The sequence below is a fragment of the Streptomyces sp. NPDC045022 genome, from assembly GCF_056432605.1.
The window spans coordinates 43,663-60,946 of record NZ_JBWKIR010000026.1 but is presented as its reverse complement, the minus strand read 5'-3'; the positions used below and the strand labels follow the sequence as shown (position 1 = coordinate 60,946).

At 61.4% G+C, this 17,284-nt stretch carries 18 protein-coding genes; 2 read left to right on the top strand and 16 right to left on the bottom strand.

The features are described from left to right. Nucleotides 1-11: 11 nt before the first annotated feature. The 15 genes from AC07C1_RS33000 to AC07C1_RS32930 form a co-directional block, all read right to left on the bottom strand. Nucleotides 12-1,016, bottom strand: a complete 1,005-nt coding sequence (locus AC07C1_RS33000) for a phage tail domain-containing protein (RefSeq protein ID WP_478945048.1) — start codon at nucleotides 1,014-1,016, stop codon at nucleotides 12-14. A 17-nt stretch (nucleotides 1,017-1,033) separates the two neighbouring features. Further along, nucleotides 1,034-6,811 (bottom strand): transglycosylase SLT domain-containing protein, encoded by a 5,778-nt coding sequence (locus tag AC07C1_RS32995; protein ID WP_478945046.1) that lies wholly within the window; start codon nucleotides 6,809-6,811, stop codon nucleotides 1,034-1,036. A gap of 9 nt (nucleotides 6,812-6,820) precedes the next feature. Next, a complete protein-coding gene (locus tag AC07C1_RS32990) occupies nucleotides 6,821-7,183 on the bottom strand; it encodes a hypothetical protein (RefSeq protein WP_478945045.1) in 363 nt (120 codons plus the stop codon). Nucleotides 7,184-7,233: 50 nt separating this feature from the next. Then, the gene (locus tag AC07C1_RS32985; RefSeq protein WP_478945043.1) at nucleotides 7,234-7,542 is read right to left on the bottom strand and encodes a hypothetical protein; all 309 of its coding nucleotides are present in this window, start codon (nucleotides 7,540-7,542) and stop codon (nucleotides 7,234-7,236) included. Nucleotides 7,543-7,636: 94 nt separating this feature from the next. Continuing rightward, the gene (locus tag AC07C1_RS32980; protein ID WP_478945041.1) at nucleotides 7,637-8,221 is read right to left on the bottom strand and encodes a phage tail tube protein; all 585 of its coding nucleotides are present in this window, start codon (nucleotides 8,219-8,221) and stop codon (nucleotides 7,637-7,639) included. A gap of 64 nt (nucleotides 8,222-8,285) precedes the next feature. Beyond that, on the bottom strand, nucleotides 8,286-8,606 hold the full coding sequence (locus AC07C1_RS32975) for a hypothetical protein (RefSeq protein WP_478945040.1): 321 nt from the start codon (nucleotides 8,604-8,606) through the stop codon (nucleotides 8,286-8,288). Between the two features lie 65 nt (nucleotides 8,607-8,671). Continuing rightward, the gene (locus AC07C1_RS32970) at nucleotides 8,672-9,040 is read right to left on the bottom strand and encodes a hypothetical protein (protein WP_478945038.1); all 369 of its coding nucleotides are present in this window, start codon (nucleotides 9,038-9,040) and stop codon (nucleotides 8,672-8,674) included. Further along, nucleotides 9,040-9,369 (bottom strand): hypothetical protein, encoded by a 330-nt coding sequence (locus tag AC07C1_RS32965; protein ID WP_478945036.1) that lies wholly within the window; start codon nucleotides 9,367-9,369, stop codon nucleotides 9,040-9,042. The genes AC07C1_RS32970 and AC07C1_RS32965 overlap by 1 nt, the downstream gene beginning before the upstream one ends. After that, nucleotides 9,345-9,965, bottom strand: coding sequence for a hypothetical protein (locus AC07C1_RS32960; RefSeq protein WP_478945034.1), 621 nt, complete (start codon nucleotides 9,963-9,965; stop codon nucleotides 9,345-9,347). Before AC07C1_RS32960 ends, AC07C1_RS32965 begins: the two co-directional genes overlap by 25 nt. A 3-nt stretch (nucleotides 9,966-9,968) precedes the next feature. Beyond that, the gene (locus AC07C1_RS32955; RefSeq protein ID WP_478945032.1) at nucleotides 9,969-11,054 is read right to left on the bottom strand and encodes a hypothetical protein; all 1,086 of its coding nucleotides are present in this window, start codon (nucleotides 11,052-11,054) and stop codon (nucleotides 9,969-9,971) included. A 20-nt stretch (nucleotides 11,055-11,074) separates the two neighbouring features. After that, entirely contained in the window at nucleotides 11,075-11,659 is a 585-nt protein-coding gene (locus AC07C1_RS32950) for a hypothetical protein (protein WP_478945030.1), read from the bottom strand. Nucleotides 11,660-11,733: 74 nt separating this feature from the next. After that, complete coding sequence (locus AC07C1_RS32945; RefSeq protein ID WP_478945028.1) at nucleotides 11,734-13,236, bottom strand: phage portal protein; 1,503 nt, start codon at nucleotides 13,234-13,236, stop codon at nucleotides 11,734-11,736. Next, on the bottom strand, nucleotides 13,233-14,798 hold the full coding sequence (locus AC07C1_RS32940; RefSeq protein WP_478945026.1) for a hypothetical protein: 1,566 nt from the start codon (nucleotides 14,796-14,798) through the stop codon (nucleotides 13,233-13,235). The genes AC07C1_RS32945 and AC07C1_RS32940 overlap by 4 nt, the downstream gene beginning before the upstream one ends. A 19-nt stretch (nucleotides 14,799-14,817) precedes the next feature. Next, a complete protein-coding gene (locus tag AC07C1_RS32935) occupies nucleotides 14,818-15,246 on the bottom strand; it encodes a phage terminase small subunit (protein ID WP_478945024.1) in 429 nt (142 codons plus the stop codon). Further along, nucleotides 15,243-15,371, bottom strand: a complete 129-nt coding sequence (locus tag AC07C1_RS32930) for a hypothetical protein (RefSeq protein WP_478945023.1) — start codon at nucleotides 15,369-15,371, stop codon at nucleotides 15,243-15,245. Before AC07C1_RS32930 ends, AC07C1_RS32935 begins: the two co-directional genes overlap by 4 nt. Nucleotides 15,372-15,526: 155 nt before the next feature. Here AC07C1_RS32930 and AC07C1_RS32925 point away from each other — a divergent pair, with 155 nt between their 5' ends. Next, nucleotides 15,527-15,790 carry a hypothetical protein gene (locus AC07C1_RS32925; protein ID WP_478945021.1) on the top strand — a complete coding sequence of 88 codons (264 nt, stop codon included), beginning with the start codon at nucleotides 15,527-15,529 and terminating at the stop codon, nucleotides 15,788-15,790. 1 nt (nucleotide 15,791) lies between these two features. Here the strand turns inward: AC07C1_RS32925 and AC07C1_RS32920 are convergent, their stop codons facing one another. Beyond that, on the bottom strand, nucleotides 15,792-16,112 hold the full coding sequence (locus tag AC07C1_RS32920; protein ID WP_478945019.1) for an HNH endonuclease: 321 nt from the start codon (nucleotides 16,110-16,112) through the stop codon (nucleotides 15,792-15,794). A 438-nt stretch (nucleotides 16,113-16,550) separates the two neighbouring features. Here AC07C1_RS32920 and AC07C1_RS32915 point away from each other — a divergent pair, with 438 nt between their 5' ends. Continuing rightward, complete coding sequence (locus AC07C1_RS32915) at nucleotides 16,551-17,045, top strand: hypothetical protein (RefSeq protein ID WP_478945017.1); 495 nt, start codon at nucleotides 16,551-16,553, stop codon at nucleotides 17,043-17,045. Nucleotides 17,046-17,284 lie beyond the last annotated feature (239 nt).

Genomic DNA, 17,284 nt, shown 5'->3' with positions numbered 1-17,284 from the left:
TACACCTCATGTCAGTAAGTTGCATAGCGCGGCAAAAGCTCCAGCTTGACTGTGGGAGTTCCGCTACCAGAGACGAGATCAGCCTGAACAGTCGAAGTGCCCGCAGGCACCGACCAAAGGACGGGGTTGGCGCCCAGGAGAGGGAAATAATTCGTTCCCTGGTCGTCAGTGATGGTCTTCCAGCCCGGTCGGCAGTCGACTGTGAGCGTCCGTCCGACTGCCAGGCAGTCAGCCCCACCCGGCTGAGCCGGGATGCCCCAGCTCGGCGGGTCCTCGCCTGGCGCAGTCGGGCCCGTGAAGGTGAAGGACTTGAGAGGCCCGGTAATCGTCCAGACGGGCCATGCCTCGATGTCGCCGGGGTTGTCCACGATCAGCGAGCCCGCGGCCGGCGTCCCTGAGTTGAGTTGGAGCGGGAGGAACGGGTTGCCGAGGAACGGGTGGGACTGGCCGAAGGACCAGTGGGCTTCAATCTCAACGTCCCCGTAGAACCAGGGGTCAGTGGCCGTGAGCTGGATGCCGTAGGAGATCCAGGTGAAGCCCGCGGAGTCCACGGACTCGCTTCCCTCCATGCCGCTCACGTAGTAGCACTGGAGACGCCGGGCCACTCCGTCCTGTTCGATGAACGTCAGGACACAGAAGCCGTTCTTGGGATTCAGCGCATTGGCGAGCTTGCGCTTGAATGAAATCAACGTCTTGCGGTCGATGCCGTAGACGTAGAGAGGCAAGAGGATCGGCCTCGCTGCCGCCCTGGCGCCCCGGTAGATCGAGCCGTCAAGGTTGGGGGAGTCGTCCGTGTGCAGCTCGAAGGGCGGCATGTCCAGCCCGGAGGCGCCGGGCTGGAGCACGATGGCCGGCCATGCCCCATTGGTGAGACCGGTGAGGGGGATCTCCTCCCCCTCACCGTTGGCGCCTCTGATCGACACGTATGTGTGCTGCCAATCCTCCGGAATTGGAATGAGTGGGTTGTGGTTCCACTCTCCGCTACCTGGGGTGTATGGCCCTGCGGGAATCGGCATTTAACACTCCTTGTCGATTACAGTGCGGCCATCGTCTCTGCGTACTTCATCGCCCGAAGGACAGACTGAGTGGTGTTCTCGGCCTTGGCCTCGTGAATGTGGATCTCGTAGCGAGGGCCAGCCATTCCAGCCGTGTCCTTGGCGTTGTAGACGCGCTCACCACCATTGAAATTGATCAGCTCGGGGCCCCTCTCGCCAACGAGGGCGATACCGGGAGAAGCGGACCGGGTACCAGTCGCATAGCCCTTGATGTGGCTGACCCTGGTGGTTTTCGTGGTCTTACCGCCAACGGTCCTTTCAGTAACCGTGGTGGTAGTTCCCTTTGCCGGGTCGGTCGTCGTGGTGGTAACCGTCGTGACCTTCCGGCCCTTGGAATCCGTCGAATAGGTCGTGGTGACCCTCGTCCTCTTCTTCTTGGCGGTACTTCCTCCGCCCTTGACCGCCTGACCTTCGCCAGTGAGCCAAGTAAGGAGAGATGCCAGACCGGCACTGACAGGAGTCTTCGAGTTGAAGTGCAGTTTCTTCTTGAGAGTGTTCGTGATCGTGTCAGCGATCTTCTCAATCTGCTTCTTCAGCTTGTTGTCCTTTTCGGTCAGTCCGTCCACGAGAGACTGAGCGGCCTTCTTTCCGGCCGCGTAGTACGAGGACGCCACCGACTTCCCGAGGGAATCGGAGGCCGTGCCGATGGCCTTATAGGTTTTGTTGTAGTCCGACACCTGAGCAGCAGTCGACTTCAGCAGCTCCTTCGCCATGGCGTCGCCCTGTTCGGGTCCAGCCTGGGCAATCTCGCTGATGATGTCCTTGGAGAAACCCTTCTTTGTGAGCGCCGAAAGGTCGCTCTGGAAGGACTTAATCGCTGCCAGACGCTCGTGCAGGCTGTGGAGGCCGGCAGACGCCGACACCCCACCGTCGTTGAACACGTCAGTGAGGGACCTCAAGCCCTTGGCCTTGTCCGAGATGGACGAAGCCATGGAGGATTCATCCTTCTTGATCTGAGCCAGCGCGGCGTTCGCGTCCTTCAACTTGGGCGCGAGGTCGGTCCTCTGCTTCACGATCTTCTGGAGCTGCTTGTTCTCTCCGTCGAGCCACTTGTTCAGCGAGTTGGCTGTCTTCGAGCTGATCCGGTTAGAGGTGAAAGCGTCCTTGATGATCTGGTACAGCTTGTTCACCGCGGAATTGAGCGACGAGACGCCCTTTTCGGCATCCGCAGCCACACCCGTGGTTCGCTTGCTCCCCGTACCGGTCGCGTACCCCTTCAGTACCTTCACCGTGGCCAACATGGAATCCTGGTGGTCCAGGACGGTTTCACCGCCTCCGAAATTCACCAGCTCCGGACCCTCTTCGCCAACCCAGGCCCATCCCTTTGCGGCCCCCGTGGTTCCAGTGGCGTAGCCCTTGGTCCCGGAAAGAGCCTTCACCCAACCCTTGCCGTAGCGGTGGTGGGCATAGTTGAGCCCGGCATAGATGTTCGCCATTGGGTCGCTCATACCCCGGCTTCTGTAGGGGCCGGCGTACGCGTTGAAGGTGCTCGGAATCGTCTGCATAAGGCCCTGAGACGGGTGTCCGGCCTTAGCGTTCGAGTCCCAAGTGTTGATAATGTTGGGGTTACCGCCCGACTCCACCGAAATTCGGTGAAGGACCAGGTTCGTAGCCGACAGCGGAAGCCCGAGCTGGGCCAGCGCCATCTTGACCTGGGGCTTCCAGCGCGTAACCGCGGAGCCCCCTCCCGGAGTGCTAAGCTGCTTGTCCGCGAGCTTGCTGACGTCCGGCGCCTTCGTCTTCAGGTGATTGCCTGAGAAGTCGAAGAGGCCGTCCATGTTCGGAAGGCTGTCCTTTGCGGTCGACTCGATGTCGCCCCAAACCTGCGAGGCGTAATCCTTCGGGCTGGTGACAATTTCCTTGAGGACGTTGACCGTGTCGATTACACTGTCATACTCGCCCTCCACCAGATCCCAGACGCCCTTTACGGACTCGGTTATTGACCCGATCGGATCAGTCAGGAAGCTGGACCCTGCATCCCAGAGACCCTTTACGGTGTCCCAGATGCCACCGAAGAAATTCCCCACGATGCTCTTCAGGGTGTTCCAAGAAAGGAGGTCGTTAACGTACTTCGACCCTCGATCGAGGATGTTGCCCTGGCCCTTCCAAACGTCCTGCCAGAACAGGTCACCGGCGATGGGTCCGACAGCGCCACCGACAATGCCGATTGCCTGGCTGTAGCCGTCAGGGATCGGGAGCTTCTTGAGGAGCTTCCACGAGTCCCGCGACATGAATTGCTTCATGCCTTCGAGCTTTGCGGCCAAGTCCTTACCGATGAAGTGGGAACCCGAGGTGCCGGCGCCCACGACGCCGCTCTGAGCGTCGCCGCCAAGCTGCCGGGAAGAGCTGTCCATCGTCATCGTGGCGAGGGCCCCAAGGCCATCCGACGAGATGTTGAAGTTCTTCGACGCCTCAATGAGCTTGTCGAGACCCATCTTGGAGAGAATGCCGCCACTGGCGAACTTCATTGCGTGGCGAACTCCGCCGACGCCCTTGTTACGGGCAATGTGGTTCATCTTGTGAATGAATCCATGACCAACAGCCTCGGTGAACTCAGGCCGCATAATCGCTTCGCCACCGGACAAGTGCAGTTCGCCGGCCGTGGGGCTGATGAACCTGTGCACGTCCCTACCAGGCGTGTAGCCCGGCAGAACACCACCAGCGGCCTTCTTGTGCTTCTTAGTCGAAGACGAGCCCTTGCCCGACGATGAATGACCATCGGGGGCATGCTTAGCGATGGAATCCAGTCGGCCATTCAGGATCAGGGCCTCAGCCGCGGTGTCCTGAATCTTCTTCTTCAGATTGCCCATCTGCTCAACGATTTTGGTCGTCTTCTGGCTGTTGAGCTGGCCCACTCGGTGGATCAGAGAATTCTCGCCAGAGCCGACCTTCTTGGATGCGGCGTCCGTTGCGTCCTTGACGTGATCGATCTGGGCCTTCAGCTTGCCGAGGGTTTCGTCGTTGAGCTTGTTGACTTCGCCCGCAGCATTCCGAGCCGCATTCTTCAGCGAGTCGGACTTTGCCTTGGCCCCCTTGAATTCCTTGCCGAGTCCAGCGAGGTTCTTGTCGTTCAGGCCAGAGACAGCAACCTCGGAGTGCTTGACGGAGGTCTTGAACTCGTCGTCCTTCTTGGTGACCTTCCCGAACTCGTCGTCCAGGGCACTGAGTTGGAGACCTCGGAAGTTCTTCAGCGCGGTCTCTGCGTCCCGGATGGCCTTCGCAGCGAGGTCGGCCTTCGCCTTGACGCTGCTGTCCTTGCCGGCGAACTCCTCAGCGAGTGGCTTCAGGTTCTCGTTCTTGAGGTCAGCAATGCGGGTCTTCAGGCCGGCGATCAGGTCGTCCAGGTCGTTGACCTTGCGCTGAGCCGCCTCCGTGTCCACATTGATCTTGTTGGACTCGACCGTGGACGGGTTGGCGTTGGCCTTGCGCTGCTGGTAGCGCTCCCTGAAGGAGGTGTCCTGACGGCCCTGTCGTGCGATGTCACGGGCCTCAGAGCGGCCCTGCTGCTCGACCTGGTTCGCGTAGCGGTTACGGATCTTGCGGTCGTTGCGGCTGGCGAGATCCTTGGCGTCCTTACGGATCTGCTTGGCTTCCGCCTTCGCCTGGTCCTTCGCGGCCTTAGCCGCGAGCTGGGCGTCCGTCTTGGTGCCGAGGCCGGTAGCCCGGCCGATGATCTTGCCAGCACCCTTGCCACCCTTGAGGAGACCCTTCACCAGGCCCGCGATGGGGGAGCCCAGTTTCAGGATCTTGCCGAAGATCTTGATGATGCCGCCGAAGACGATCGCGGCACCGCCGACCATGGCGGCCAACTTTCCGGCCTTGATGATGAGGTCAGTCAGTCCCTTGTGTTCCTTGAGGAACGAGACAGCGTCCTTGATCCAACCGGCGAAGGTCGTCAGGTCCTTGAACAGCTCCTTGACGATCTTGGCTGAGGGCCCCTTCAGATCCTTTGCGAGATCCGAGACCGTGTTGAGGAGACCGCCCTCGTACGTGGTCTTGCCGTAGTTCGGGTTCTTGACGAAACGTTCCTGCCCGTGAGGGCCCATGCCAGCCTGGATGTACTTCCGATTGTCGGTGTGCGCCTTACCCATGAGGGCTTCGCCGGCACCCGAATACTCGAAAGTCCCGTCCTTGCCCTTCGGCTTGATGAACAAGTTGGCCAAGCCGAACTTGCCCTGCTCCCACATGTTCGACAGGCGAGCGCCGATCGTCGCGGACCCCTGGCTGATAGCCGAACCAGCAACCTTGGGGTCGCGTCCCCTCTTCAGGATGGCGTCAACAATGCCTTCGCCCGGGACACCGCCCGTGGTCTTGGCGTCGGCCATCCAGTCCATCATCTGAGCCGAAGCCGTGTACTCCTTCGGCAGGGCAATGTGGATGCCCTTCTTCTTCTGCTGTTCGAGCTTGGCCTTGATTTCCTTCTTAGTGAACTTGCGGTCCGTGAAGCCGAAGGTCTCCGCGAGTTCCTGAATGGGGATACCAGCGTTGTCCGCAAGAGACTTGACGTTCCGCAGGGACGCGCGGTCAGCGTCCTGCATGATGCTGACGGCATACATGGCACGGCCCACCTGAGCGGGGTCCGTGATACCCGCAAACGCCGAGAGGTTACCGATGGCCTCAACCAGCGAAGTGGCGCGCTTAGACGCGTCCTTGGACGACCGGCCGTGCGCCTTGCCAGCACGGGCATACTGAGTGCCGTACTTGAACATGTCCTCGACGCTGTAGGGCGTCGCAGTACCGTAATTCTTCAGCTCGTTGATCTGCGTCGCCGTGTCCTTGTTGGACACGCCCATGCGCTGAAGAGCGGTCTGGGCCTGCATCATCGAGTCAGCAGCAGAGACACCTAGGTACGACATGGCGCCGGCAGCGGTCAGCAGCGGCGTAACGACGTTCCGAGTGATCGAGCGTCCGAACTCGGACATGGTGGAGCCGAAGCCCTCGACCTTGCTGCCCACGCTGTGAACGGCCTTGGTCCAGCTCTTCTGAACCTTGGTCGCACCCGTAGAGAGAGCACGGACAGTGGCCTCGTTCTGTCGGATGCGCTGAAGGTTGGCCGCCTTCTCGGCCTGAGCCGCCCTGAGGGCAGACTGAGCCGTTGCGATGCTCGCGGACTTCTCGGCCTGCATCGTGGAGAGGATCTGAGCCTTGCGGCTGTTGTACGTCTCCGTGTACGCGGCCTGAGCCTCCCGAGCGGCGGTCTTCGCCGCGGTGGCCTCCATGGACGCCTGGCGGATGACCAGCTTGGACAGAGCAGAGATCCGGGCCTCATGAGCCTTCGCCTGGCGGGCCTGCTCGGCAGCCTTCTCCTTCTCGGCGGCGATGACGGCCTTAGCCGATGCCGCGACCTCAGCCTTCTCCGCTGCGGCGATGCGGGCGTTGGACTGCTCGACGTACTTAGCGAAGGCAGCCTGCTGCCTCTCCCGCTCGGCAAGCTCCTTCTCCTGGGCAGCCGTGACCGTGGCCATGGCCTTCATGTAGCTAGCGGCCTCGGACCGGGTGAGCTTCTTACGGGCCTCGATGGCGTTCTTCTCGGCCTCGACGCGCTTAGCGGCCTCTTCCCCGTACTGGGCAGTCACCCACGCCTGTAGCTTCGCCTCAAGACGAGCCACCTGCTTCGCGATCTCTTCCCGAGTCTTGGAAGACTTGGCAATCGCCTCTTCCGCTCGCTCCAGCTCCGCCTTCAGCGCAGCCTGATCCATCTCGGGGGTAATCAGGATGAACGCGGACCCAACCTGAATCCGACCCAAATTCGACATCGGCTCCCCTTAGAGGTTGCTCATACGGTTGAAGAAATCGATCACCTCGTTCGTGGAGGCGTGCGTGAAGGAAGCGGACTCAGGTTCGGTTACTTCTTGACCAGGCCGCGGAAGCGGTTCAGGCGCAGGAATGTCGTTCGTGTCGTCGCCAGAGTTGGCCTGAATGAACAACCAGTTGGACAGCTCAAGAGCGTCAGAGATACGAGCCAGGAGATAGTCAGACTCGGACCACTCAGCGGCCTCGTCCACGACGGCCGCCAATACGGATCGCCCTGTCTGGCGAAGGAGAGAGTTGATCAGGACGGAGACACGGCGCAAAGAGAGCCGCCCACGCCACAAGTCCAGAAGGTCAACCCCGAAGAACTGAAGCAAGTCAGCTTCCAGTTCCTCGGGATACTTCCGAATGACGTAGACGGCTCTGCTCAGTTTCCCGTGGCCTTGTTGATCTTCTCGTTGAAGAGCTGGAAGTCACGGATGGTCGGCTTCGTCTTCCGGTACTCCTGCCACTGCTCCTCGCCCAGGACGATACGCACGGCCTCAAAGTCGTTGTCAGCGAAGACGACATCAACCGGGTAGTCCAGCGGAGAGGGGAGGGCGTAGGTACGGCCGTTGTGCTCGACCTCGATCACGTCGACGGTGGCCTCAGCCTCAGCGGCGACCAGCTCGGCGTCAGCGTCGGGAACCTCGACGGTCTCAACGGTCTCGACGGTCTCAGTCTTCTTTTCGGGCATGGATACTCCAAGGAAGCAAAGGGGTTTGGGGTGAGAGAGGGTGCCGGGGACTACGAGCCCTCCCCGGCAGGGGCGGGAATTAATTCAGGCCCGATCAGGGGGTGCCGCTCATGTCCTGGTTCGTGAAGACGGATCCGAGGACGCCGTTGGAATCCAGCGCCTCAATGGTGAGCTGGTACTCCTGAGCCGCCGTACGGACGAGCGTGATAGCGCCTCGGTCCTGGACCATGGCCCGCGGAATGACGACTCGGTTATGGATGCTGCCCTGCGACCAGTCCACGACGAGCGAGATTTCCTGAAGTGCCGGCGTGCTGGCGAGGTCGAGCTTGTAGGTACCGGTGGGAGTGCCGCCGCTACCCGTCACCTCGGTCCACGACGCACCGAAGAAAAGCTCAGTCGTGTTGATGTTGGACTCGGTGAAAGTCGCCTGGATAGAGAAAGTGGCGGAAGTGACGTTGTAAAGCACCGGAACTGCCGACTGCCAGACATTCACCGGGTCCGTGTTGACCTGCGGCGTAATGGTGACACCCGCGTCAGTCACATAGCCGAGAGAGGTGTAACCGGTCGGGGCGGTCGTACCGTCGCCCACGTCGGTGGGGAGCGTGGCGCCTACGGCCGGCGCCATGTAGACGTAACCATTCGGCGCAAACCGAATCTTCGAAGTATCCACGTTGGGCATGCAGGCTCCTTTGGGGGAAACAAAAAACGGCCCCAAAGGGGGCCGCAGCAGGGGAGTTGAGCTGTTAGTCGTCGGTGGTGAGGAACACGGAGACCTCGCCCGTGTAGGCGGGCTCAAGCGACTGCTCGTCTGGGTGCCAGTGAGGAGCCGAGATCTCGCGTACGTCGAGCACCAGGGCGCCGCTGAGGGCCTGGCCCGGCAGGTGCTCTAGGAGCTGGTCACGCACGACGTAGGCGAGGGAGCCGGCCTCTGCCGTGCTCTGGCCGTACACGTCGTAGAGGATGTCCATGCGGTCCATACGGTCCCGCGTCAGCCGGTAGCCACCGGCCTGGATCAGGTAGACCGTGGTCTCACCGACACTCCGGCCTACGAGGGTGCCTGTCACAGAGCCCGCAGGAATGTCGGGGCACGTGCTCAGGTAGTCGATCAGAAGGGGGAGCGGGTCAACTCTCAATCAACACGCTCCTGTTCCAGCACCTTCTTGAAGAAGAACCGCCCGGCATGCCGGTGCCCGGCAGGGTCGCGGTATCCCTCTTCCTGAAGCATCGCGTGCCTCGCTCGTTCGTTCTCTTCAATGACGATGTATCCGACCCATTCATCCCCGACCACTTCGACGTACGGGGTGATGTTCTTCTTGATCGAGAACTCGTCGGTAGTTACGTGAGGGCCGCGAGGGGCGGCCTTAACCATTCGCCCTGCAAGCTCCGAAGTCTTAGCCGTCACAAGGGCTTTGACTGGAGCCGAGTGCATGAGCTTGGTCTCGAAGCCTGCGTTGCGCTCGAACGTGAAGCGGTCGTTTCCATACCGACGCTTCGGCATTACTTGGTCACCATCCTCACGTTCAGCATCGTGTATTGGCGGGAGCCGAGCTTCCACTTCCACGCCTCGCCCTCGGGCGTCCAGACGTTTCCCTGAAAGAGGATTTGGTCAGCGGAATCAACGTCGACATCGCCGGGGAGGTAGAACGTCGCGCGGTTGAGCGCGGTCTCACGAGAGGCAGCGTCGGCCTTCCAGGCACGCCGGTACGGGACGCCGGCACCCATGCCGGACCACACGACGGTGGCGTTGGCCCAGTCCCGATGCTTGCCGTAGTCGTCGGCAACGAGCTGGGCGCGGTGGATCTCTATACGGTCGTTGAATAGCGCCATGTGATCTCCGCTCTGTCGGGTCGGTGGGTATCGGCCCGGTGCAGGGAGATCGACGCAACACGTTGGCGGTACTTGCTCAGCATCGACTTAGCGGCCTCGCTGAGGCCCTGGCTGTACGCATTGGTCGCGTACTGCACCTCAAGATCGCCCGTCTTCTCCATGACGGTGCCGGGGGAGACGCTTAGCCACCGGATCACCTCGGAGCACACGGCCGCCGTCACCGCGGCCGGCACTGACACCCAGCCCCACGACGCCGTGACTGTGACGGTGGTGTACGCGGGAGCGTGGCGCAGGTAGAGGACCCGCCCCATGACCTTCCATTCGTCGGTCGTGAGAACGCGGTCCTCGTACTCGTCGTGCAGCGTGATGGAGGAGATGACCAGGTTGGGGAACAGCGTGGGGGCCAGTGTGATCTGGCCCCCTTCCACCAACAGGTCGAACGTCTCGTCCTGGTGCTGCTCGAAGTCCGTCCGGCAGTAGTCCGTGACTAGACCCTCTGCGTCTGTGATGAACGCGGCGATCCTGGCGGCCTCCGTGTCGTCTGCGGCGGACCGCCCAAGGCGGGCGGTCACGTCGTCCAGCGTTACGAAGGCCATGAATCAGACGACCTCGGTCTGCGTAACGGTCACAGAGGCGTTGTGAGCGGTGAGCGCGGCCTCAACACCGCGAGCCACGACGAGCTGTTCCGGCCGGATGACCTTGGCGTCGTAGATCACACGCGACTTGATCGCGTCGGTGAAGGTGGCCTGAGGCTTGTACGCCTCCATCTGCGCGAACGGGATGACCACCGAGGTAGCCGCGGTGCAACCCATGTAGAGGTCAACGGCCTCGAACTTCTGGTTGCCCTTGCGGATCAGAGGGTTGTTCGGGCGCGTGTGGGAACCGAGCGCGTTCGCCACGGTGACCGGGACACCGAGGATGGTGCCGATGGCGGAGAAGCCACCGGGGATGACCGGGGAGCCGCCGTAGACCTGCGCCTCAACGAACTTGGGGTCCTGGAGCAGGAGCGAGCGCATACGCGGGGAGATGAAGAGGAACCGGTCGGCGGGGGCCGACTTCACGTCCAGGTTCTCAAGCATCGCAACCACGTAGTCGTAGACCGACAGAGCGCGGTCCGCGGGCTTGCGCGTGGTGTTGTCGCCGGTCGGGGCGTCGGTGATCTCGTCAATCTTGCCGTGCAGGGCAGGCAGGCCGGAAACGGTCGCAGCCGGGTCGGCCGAGCCGTTCAGGTCCTTGCCGGACACCGCAGCGAGGAGAGTCTGAGCCACGACCTCATCGAGCTTGACCGCCATAGCGCGAGCACGCTGGGCGATAAGGTTGGACATCAGGTCGATGCCGCTCTTCGTCTGGAGCTGGTGCAGCGCGTCCACCTCGATGTGGAAGCTGGAGCCCTTCGCCACCCGCATGTCGATGTACTGGAGCGAAGCGTGGTCGGCCGAGCCGATGGAGCCGTACGCCGGCACCAGGCCCTTGTCCGCGACCTGGTCGTTCACGAAGTGCGGGATGTGGACGACATCGCCCTCACGCCGGAACTCGCCCTCGTACTGGCGGTTCGTGAACTTGGCGGAAGCGAGTACAAGCTCCTCTTCGAGATCCTGGAGCAGTTCCGCAGTCCAGATCTCGGGAATGAAAGTATTGCCGGACGCTGCCTGAAGGCCGGTCCCAGTCTGAGTGTTAAAAGCCATGCATTACCTCACTGGATAGGTCAGATTTCACCCCTGAGAAGCGAGTCAAGGCGGCCGTCCTGGCGGGCCTTATTGATCTCTGCGGGGGTCATATTTGCGAGATCAGCTCTGGTGAGCTGGTTTGCGCCGGGAGATCCCTGGCGGCCAAGACCGATGTCCTGGCGGAAAGCGGGCGGAGCATCCCGCTTGGGGAGTGACGACACGAATTCAGAAAGCGCGTCGGCGTTCACCTGTCCGTCGTTGACGAACCGGGACATGTTGAGGAATTCAGCCGGGGGGAGATCCACGCCGGCAGAAGCGGCCAGGGCACGAAGCTCGGCCTCAGCAAGTCGAGTGCCAACCTCAGAGAGCGCAGCATTCCGGCCCTCAGCCCTTGCGGCTTCGAGCGCCTTCTCTGCGTCCGTCATAGACGCCTGCTTGAACTGGTCGCGTTCGGCAGACGCGTCCTTCCACCGCTGCTCGTTCGTGCGGGAAAGGGCCTTCCACTTGTCGATCTCTGCCTGAAGGCTTTCGACGGTCGGCGTCTGGTCCTGGGGCGGTGCGTCAGTCGACTGCTGCCCCGGCTCATTGCCGGTGGAAGTGCTCTGCTGGTTGTCGTCACTCATGGGTCACCCATCCATTTCGGTATGCGGGCATGAAAAAAGGCCGCCATTTCGGCAGCCGTCGTGATGTGTACGTGTTACTTGGCCGGGTTCTGTTTCCGGGCCTGATTGCCGCTGTTGCCCTGTGGCGGCTTCTTAGCCGTGTCCTGGGCCTTCTGCGACATGCCGGGAGGTCCGGCACTCTTGTCCTTGCCCGGAGGCTCGTCGCCATCGGGCTCCTGTATCGGCATGGGGTACTTCGTCGCGAGTTCCATTGCGGCCTTCGCGTCCTGTTCCCTCATGTCCTGGAAGCGCTCGATCTGCTGCGGCGTATATCCGGCGTCGGAAAGAAGTTGGTCTCTGGGAACGCCAATCATCTGGAGCTTCAGAAGAGCATCCATGTGTTGCGCTTCCGTGCGATTCTCTGGGTCCCGCCAAATCGTTTCTGCGGACCACGCTTCTGCACGGGCGTCGCCCTTTACGGCGAAGCACAACCGCATGACCTGTTCCCAGGCTTCACCGAAGTGGAGCATTCGTTCCCTGGTCTTAGCGATGAGACCGGCCTCAGCCGCGGTGATCGACTCACCGGAAGGAATCTGCCCGCCACCGTTGATGAAGTAGTGGAAGGGAATGCGGCTGATCGAAGCCATGTGCTGAACCAGCATCTCGACCAGGACCACATAGTTCGAGAGGTTCGCAGCCTCGAACTGGCCGAACTTGGCGTTGGGGTCCTCGGCCTGGAGCAGCTTGTCCACTGCAACCTTGAACGGCTCGACGGGGTTGCCGTGGTCGTCCTCCACGATCTCCAGGCCGGTGACGTACCGCTGGGGCCAGGCCGCATACTCGGAGGCCACCAGGGCGTCAGCGACGGTCTTGTTCACCGCGTCCTGGATCGGGATGACCACGTGAAGGTCTGAGACCGGATCACGCAGGAGACGGGACCGGTTGGAGATGGGGACGACCGGAATCACGCCGAGAGGGTTCGGGGAGGCGTCGCCGGCCTCCCAGGTGTACGTGCCCTTGGAGAACTTGTAAACGGCGTCAGGGAGCCACAGAGTGACCCACTGACGGCCCCAGTCGTCGTAATAGAACTTGGCTGCGGCGTCCAGTTCGTGACGGCTCCCCGGCTTGTACTGGACAATGAAGTTCTCGGCCGACTCGATGGTGATAGTCGGGTCGCCCTTCTTGTCCGCCCACACCACGGCGTACGAGACGCCCTGAATCATGGCGTCGAGCATCGCAGCGTTCGACTCGGAGTCCATGAAATTCCGCTGCCAGATGTCCCGAGCGTCCTTGTCGGCGTCGGGCTCGTCGGTCATCCGGAATCCGTCGATGAACAGCCGCTCATTCACCGAGTCCACGATCATGCCGCAGAAGTTGTCTCGCCACGTGTCGAAAGTGCTGTGGAACTGGTCGAAGTGGCGGACCTGAGCGAACATGAGCCGCTGGTGGTAGCCGTCGTAATACTGGCCGTAGATCTGGTATACCGCCTTGCGGCGAGCCAGCTTGGAGTACAGCCAGTCAAGCCACTGTTCCGGTGTGGCCGGCGCCAAGCCAACGGGCACTTCATTGGGAGAAGTGTCAATTCCGAGTCCGCTCAAAATCCAACCACCCTAGCTCTACGTCGTTTAAGCCGCCCATCCGCGATGGCATCAGCCCTCGCCTCGAATGCGAGGACCGCGCACACAGCAAGGTCGATCTTCTTTTTGGACCTCGGAGAATCCTTGGTTATGAGGAAGCCCTGAGGAACTTCCCGAACCACGGCGTTCAGCACGTGGCGGGTAAGGTCGTCGTTTCCGTCGTGCAGTAGGTCTTGGACCATGGCAGCGGTACGGAATCTCTCGACGGCTTGGACCATGCGAGTTGGCTTGTTGGTCCAAAACTCGAATACGTAGTCGTCGCCCCATTCGAGGGCCCACCGACCGATGTTCTCTTGCCAATAAGGAGGGTCGGCGTACATCCACTCAACGCGGTACGTCTCGAAGGCCCGCTTAACAGCGGCCTCCACTGCGAGAACGTCAACCTCCCAATCGGGGCGGTTGGGGTCGCGGGGATTCTCCTGAAGATGGAGGACGAAGAGTTTCCCGTCGCGGAGCCTGACTCCTACGAGCCCTGTGGCGTCTCCGCGGACACTTCCATCGAATCCCAAAGCGATCTGATCACCGGGCTTGATGGGGTCCTGGTCCTCGAAGCACTCGTCCCACTCGGCCTTGCTCATCCAGCCGTCAGAAGATTCCGCAATCCTGTTGCAAAAAAATCTGAGGTAGGTGCTGTCCGGTGTGGTGCGGTCGAAGAGGATCGTGCGAGTCAGGCCGTCGATGTCGGCCCAGGTGGCGTCTCCGTACGCCTCCCTGAGGGCCTGGCGGACCTTGGCTTCGTCCCGCAGCTCGTCAGGCTCGATGTCACCTTCGAGGCAGTCATAGAGCCAGAAACCTTGCCGGACCATGTCCGACTCGTGAATCTGCTGAGCGACCGAATCCTCATTTGGATTGTAGGCATTTGTCGTGCAACACCAGCGAGATCCTGCGGAAGTGGTCTTCTCGATATTTCGCTTGATGGTCTGGTAGAAGTCAGGGCCACCGTTCGAGCCCACCCAGTGGTGAACCTCGTCCATCAGGGCGAAGGTCGGCCTGTTGCCCTCGTTGGTTCGGCCGGCAGTCGCCTTCGGCTTGATCGAGCCGGGCTTGCCGCTCTTGAACTGGACGATGCTCTTACCGATGTCTAGCCCGTATTCCTTCTCAGCGGGCGACTCGGAGAGCATTCCTCGAATCATTTCGAGGGTCTGCTCAGTCTGATCCAGCGCCGTAGCACCGATCTGAACGGTAGGCAGCGGGACCCGCTTGGCTACCGGGAGACCGAAGGCGTTGTAGTGGCTGAACCGGCAGGGGCCGATGAACTCAACGATGGCCAGGGCCGCCAACAGCGGCGTCTTGCCCCAACCCTTGGCTCGTCGCAGGGTGCCGGCGCTGTAGCGCCAGGTCCCATCCGGGTTGATCCGGTAGAAGTGGAGTACAAACCGGAGCTGTTCCTTAGTGAACTCCCAAGGCTCACCGGCCCGTTCGCCGTCCGGCTGCACGATGTACCGCTGTGCCCACCGAATGATTTCGTATCCCAAGGTCTCCTTGGGGGAGGGGACTCCTTCAGGCAGGTTGCCTGTCTGCAAGGGCAGTCACCTCGATTCGTCATTCGGATAGGAGTCGGTACAGCTCCTCGTCTAGGTCTGTGGTTGGGTCGGCCGCGGTCGTCTCGGCGGCCGGGTCGTGGTCCTGGGCGTCGTCCTCGATGGACATGCGCAAGCGCGCCCTGTCCTCCGTGGTGGCGCCCCACTTGGCAACGCGCTGACGGATCTCACCGGCGAGCTTCATGTCTCCCTGGTAGAAGCCGTCCACGAGTCGAGTCGTGATCTCCAGCTCGGCCCAGTCGGTCTCAGCCCACTTACCGGCCTGCGGCGAGGTGGCCCAGGTGCGCCAGAAGCGACGGGCGCCGGCCGTCTTGATGCCGAGACCAGGCGGGAGGGCACGGCCCTCGGTCGAGCTGCTGGAGAGCATCTGTGCGTGCTCGTGCTTGTTGCGGCGGACCGCGTTGTCCTTGGGCTTCGGGCCTCTCGTCACAGCCTCACCGCCTCCGGATCGATGCCGTAGAGGTCACCCAGCTCCTCAAGCTCGAAGAGCGCGTCCTGACGCCAACCGGACCGCTCCTGTGCCTTAGTCGGCCGTCGCACAGGCGTGGCCGGCAAACAGAAGTCGTAGGGGCAGTCAGGACAAGCGCCACGGCAGGCGGACATGGGGAACCTCCGGAAGGAATGAAATGGGTCAGACGCCAGGGCAGTGAGATCCCTCGCTCAGCCCCAGCAAAGATGCGGGTTTTCCTATGAGCCCGCAGCATGAAGTCATGGCTGACGTGCTGCTCTACTCGACGGGCACCATCCCTAAGTGCCGTATTACGGCTAGTTGGGATATGCACTGGTCTGTGAGCTATCGGCCTCTGAACGAGGCGCTGGAGAACTTCAAGGAGGCCGTTGCCAAGTGGGGAGCCACGGCGGTGGTCGGACTTCGGATTGAGCCGATTTCGAGCGTTAGCGGGGGCGAGGTAGGGGTGGGGACCCAGATCGGGTACCTGGTGTACGGGGTCCCCGTTACGTACGAGGGGACCTGAGTCAGCCACGCTCGGTGTAGGTCTTCCGTCTGTGACACGGCTTGCAGAGGGTCCAGAGGTTGTCTGGCTCCCATGAGCCCCCGCGGGCTACCGGGACGATGTGGTCCACCTCAAGGTGCTCTCTCGCCCCACATTGCTGACAGGTGAAGCGGTCCCTGGCGAGAACCCGAGACTTTCTCTTCGACCAATCACGGGGTCGTGAAGCGTTTCGAGCACTCGTCCTGTCCCAGCTCTTTCGGAGCTGGTGCTCTCCGCAGCGGCCGTCTCTCACGGCCGGGACGAGACAGCCCGTAGTCAGGCAGATGCTCTTGGCCCTGGGCATGTCCCCTCCGTAGGTCTGAGGCCCCGGCTGGCTTCTGATCTGGCAGCCGGGGCCGACTCCTGGACACGCCGCTGGAGCCTGGGGCTCAACAGGGGGTCAAACAGGAGAAACTAAGATGTCTAGTAGTTAGTACAGAGACTCGAACAGTCGTTCTAAAAATCTCTTTGAGCTGTTCATTCGCTCACTTCGTTCGCTCTTTCACTACTGATGTCGGTGTCACTGAACGGGGCTTGGGACACCAGTCCAAGGAAGTGAGATGCAGGTCACAGACGCAAGGAGTGATAGATCGTCTTCGCAGCTCACTCCACGGATGGGGCTTGCAACTGTGACGGGGTTGGCGCTATCTTGTTGAAGATCGACACCGTCATGCCCAGTGATGAAACCAGACCCACTGGATCTAGCCAGTGGCGAAACCACACTGACAGGAACTAAGGAACGATGACGAAACTACCGGACAATCCGGAGCTGCAAAAGCTCTACAGAAACGGCTTTTCCGATCTGGAAATTGCCGAAATGTTCGGTGTTACTCGTCAAGCTGTTACCTTCAGGCTAAACGCTATGGGCATTCAGCGTGCGCCTTTTCGAGCTTCTGCAACAGCCATTCTTGAAGCCGCTTGGCCTGTCGCTGAAACAAGGCGTGGTGAGTTCATTCATCTGAACCGTGCCCGTGACCTTTACGCATTCCTGCGCCGGCAGCTCGGTGATACAGCGCTGAGCAAGACGCAGCTCGGCGCGGCGGCCCGCTTTGAGCGCCTGGTCCGCGACGGTGAATCCGTTCTGGACCTTCAGCCGGATGCCGAGGGCGGTCCCTGGGTACTGGTGCCCCGGCTTCCGTCAGACGGGCGCATGGTGATCCGCTGGCCCGAGGGCCGCGACCTGCCTTCGGAGGAGCTGCGCAAGGCACTGGACCTTCCAGACGAGCCCAAGCAGTAAGGGTTGCCTTAGCGACCGCGAGTAACTTGGAAACCTCTCGACAACGGCGTCGGGAGGTTTTTTGATGCCCGACTGCCAGTCTCCCCGCGTAGATTCATGGAACGTTCAACATTTTGTAATCCCTTGAATCTTCACTCTGAGTAGTCAGTAACCGGAACTCATGCCTCCGTCAGGTCCATAGTGTCCGAATCGCCTGACCCTTGATCGCCGTACGTCACGGTCGCAAGATCCACTGAACG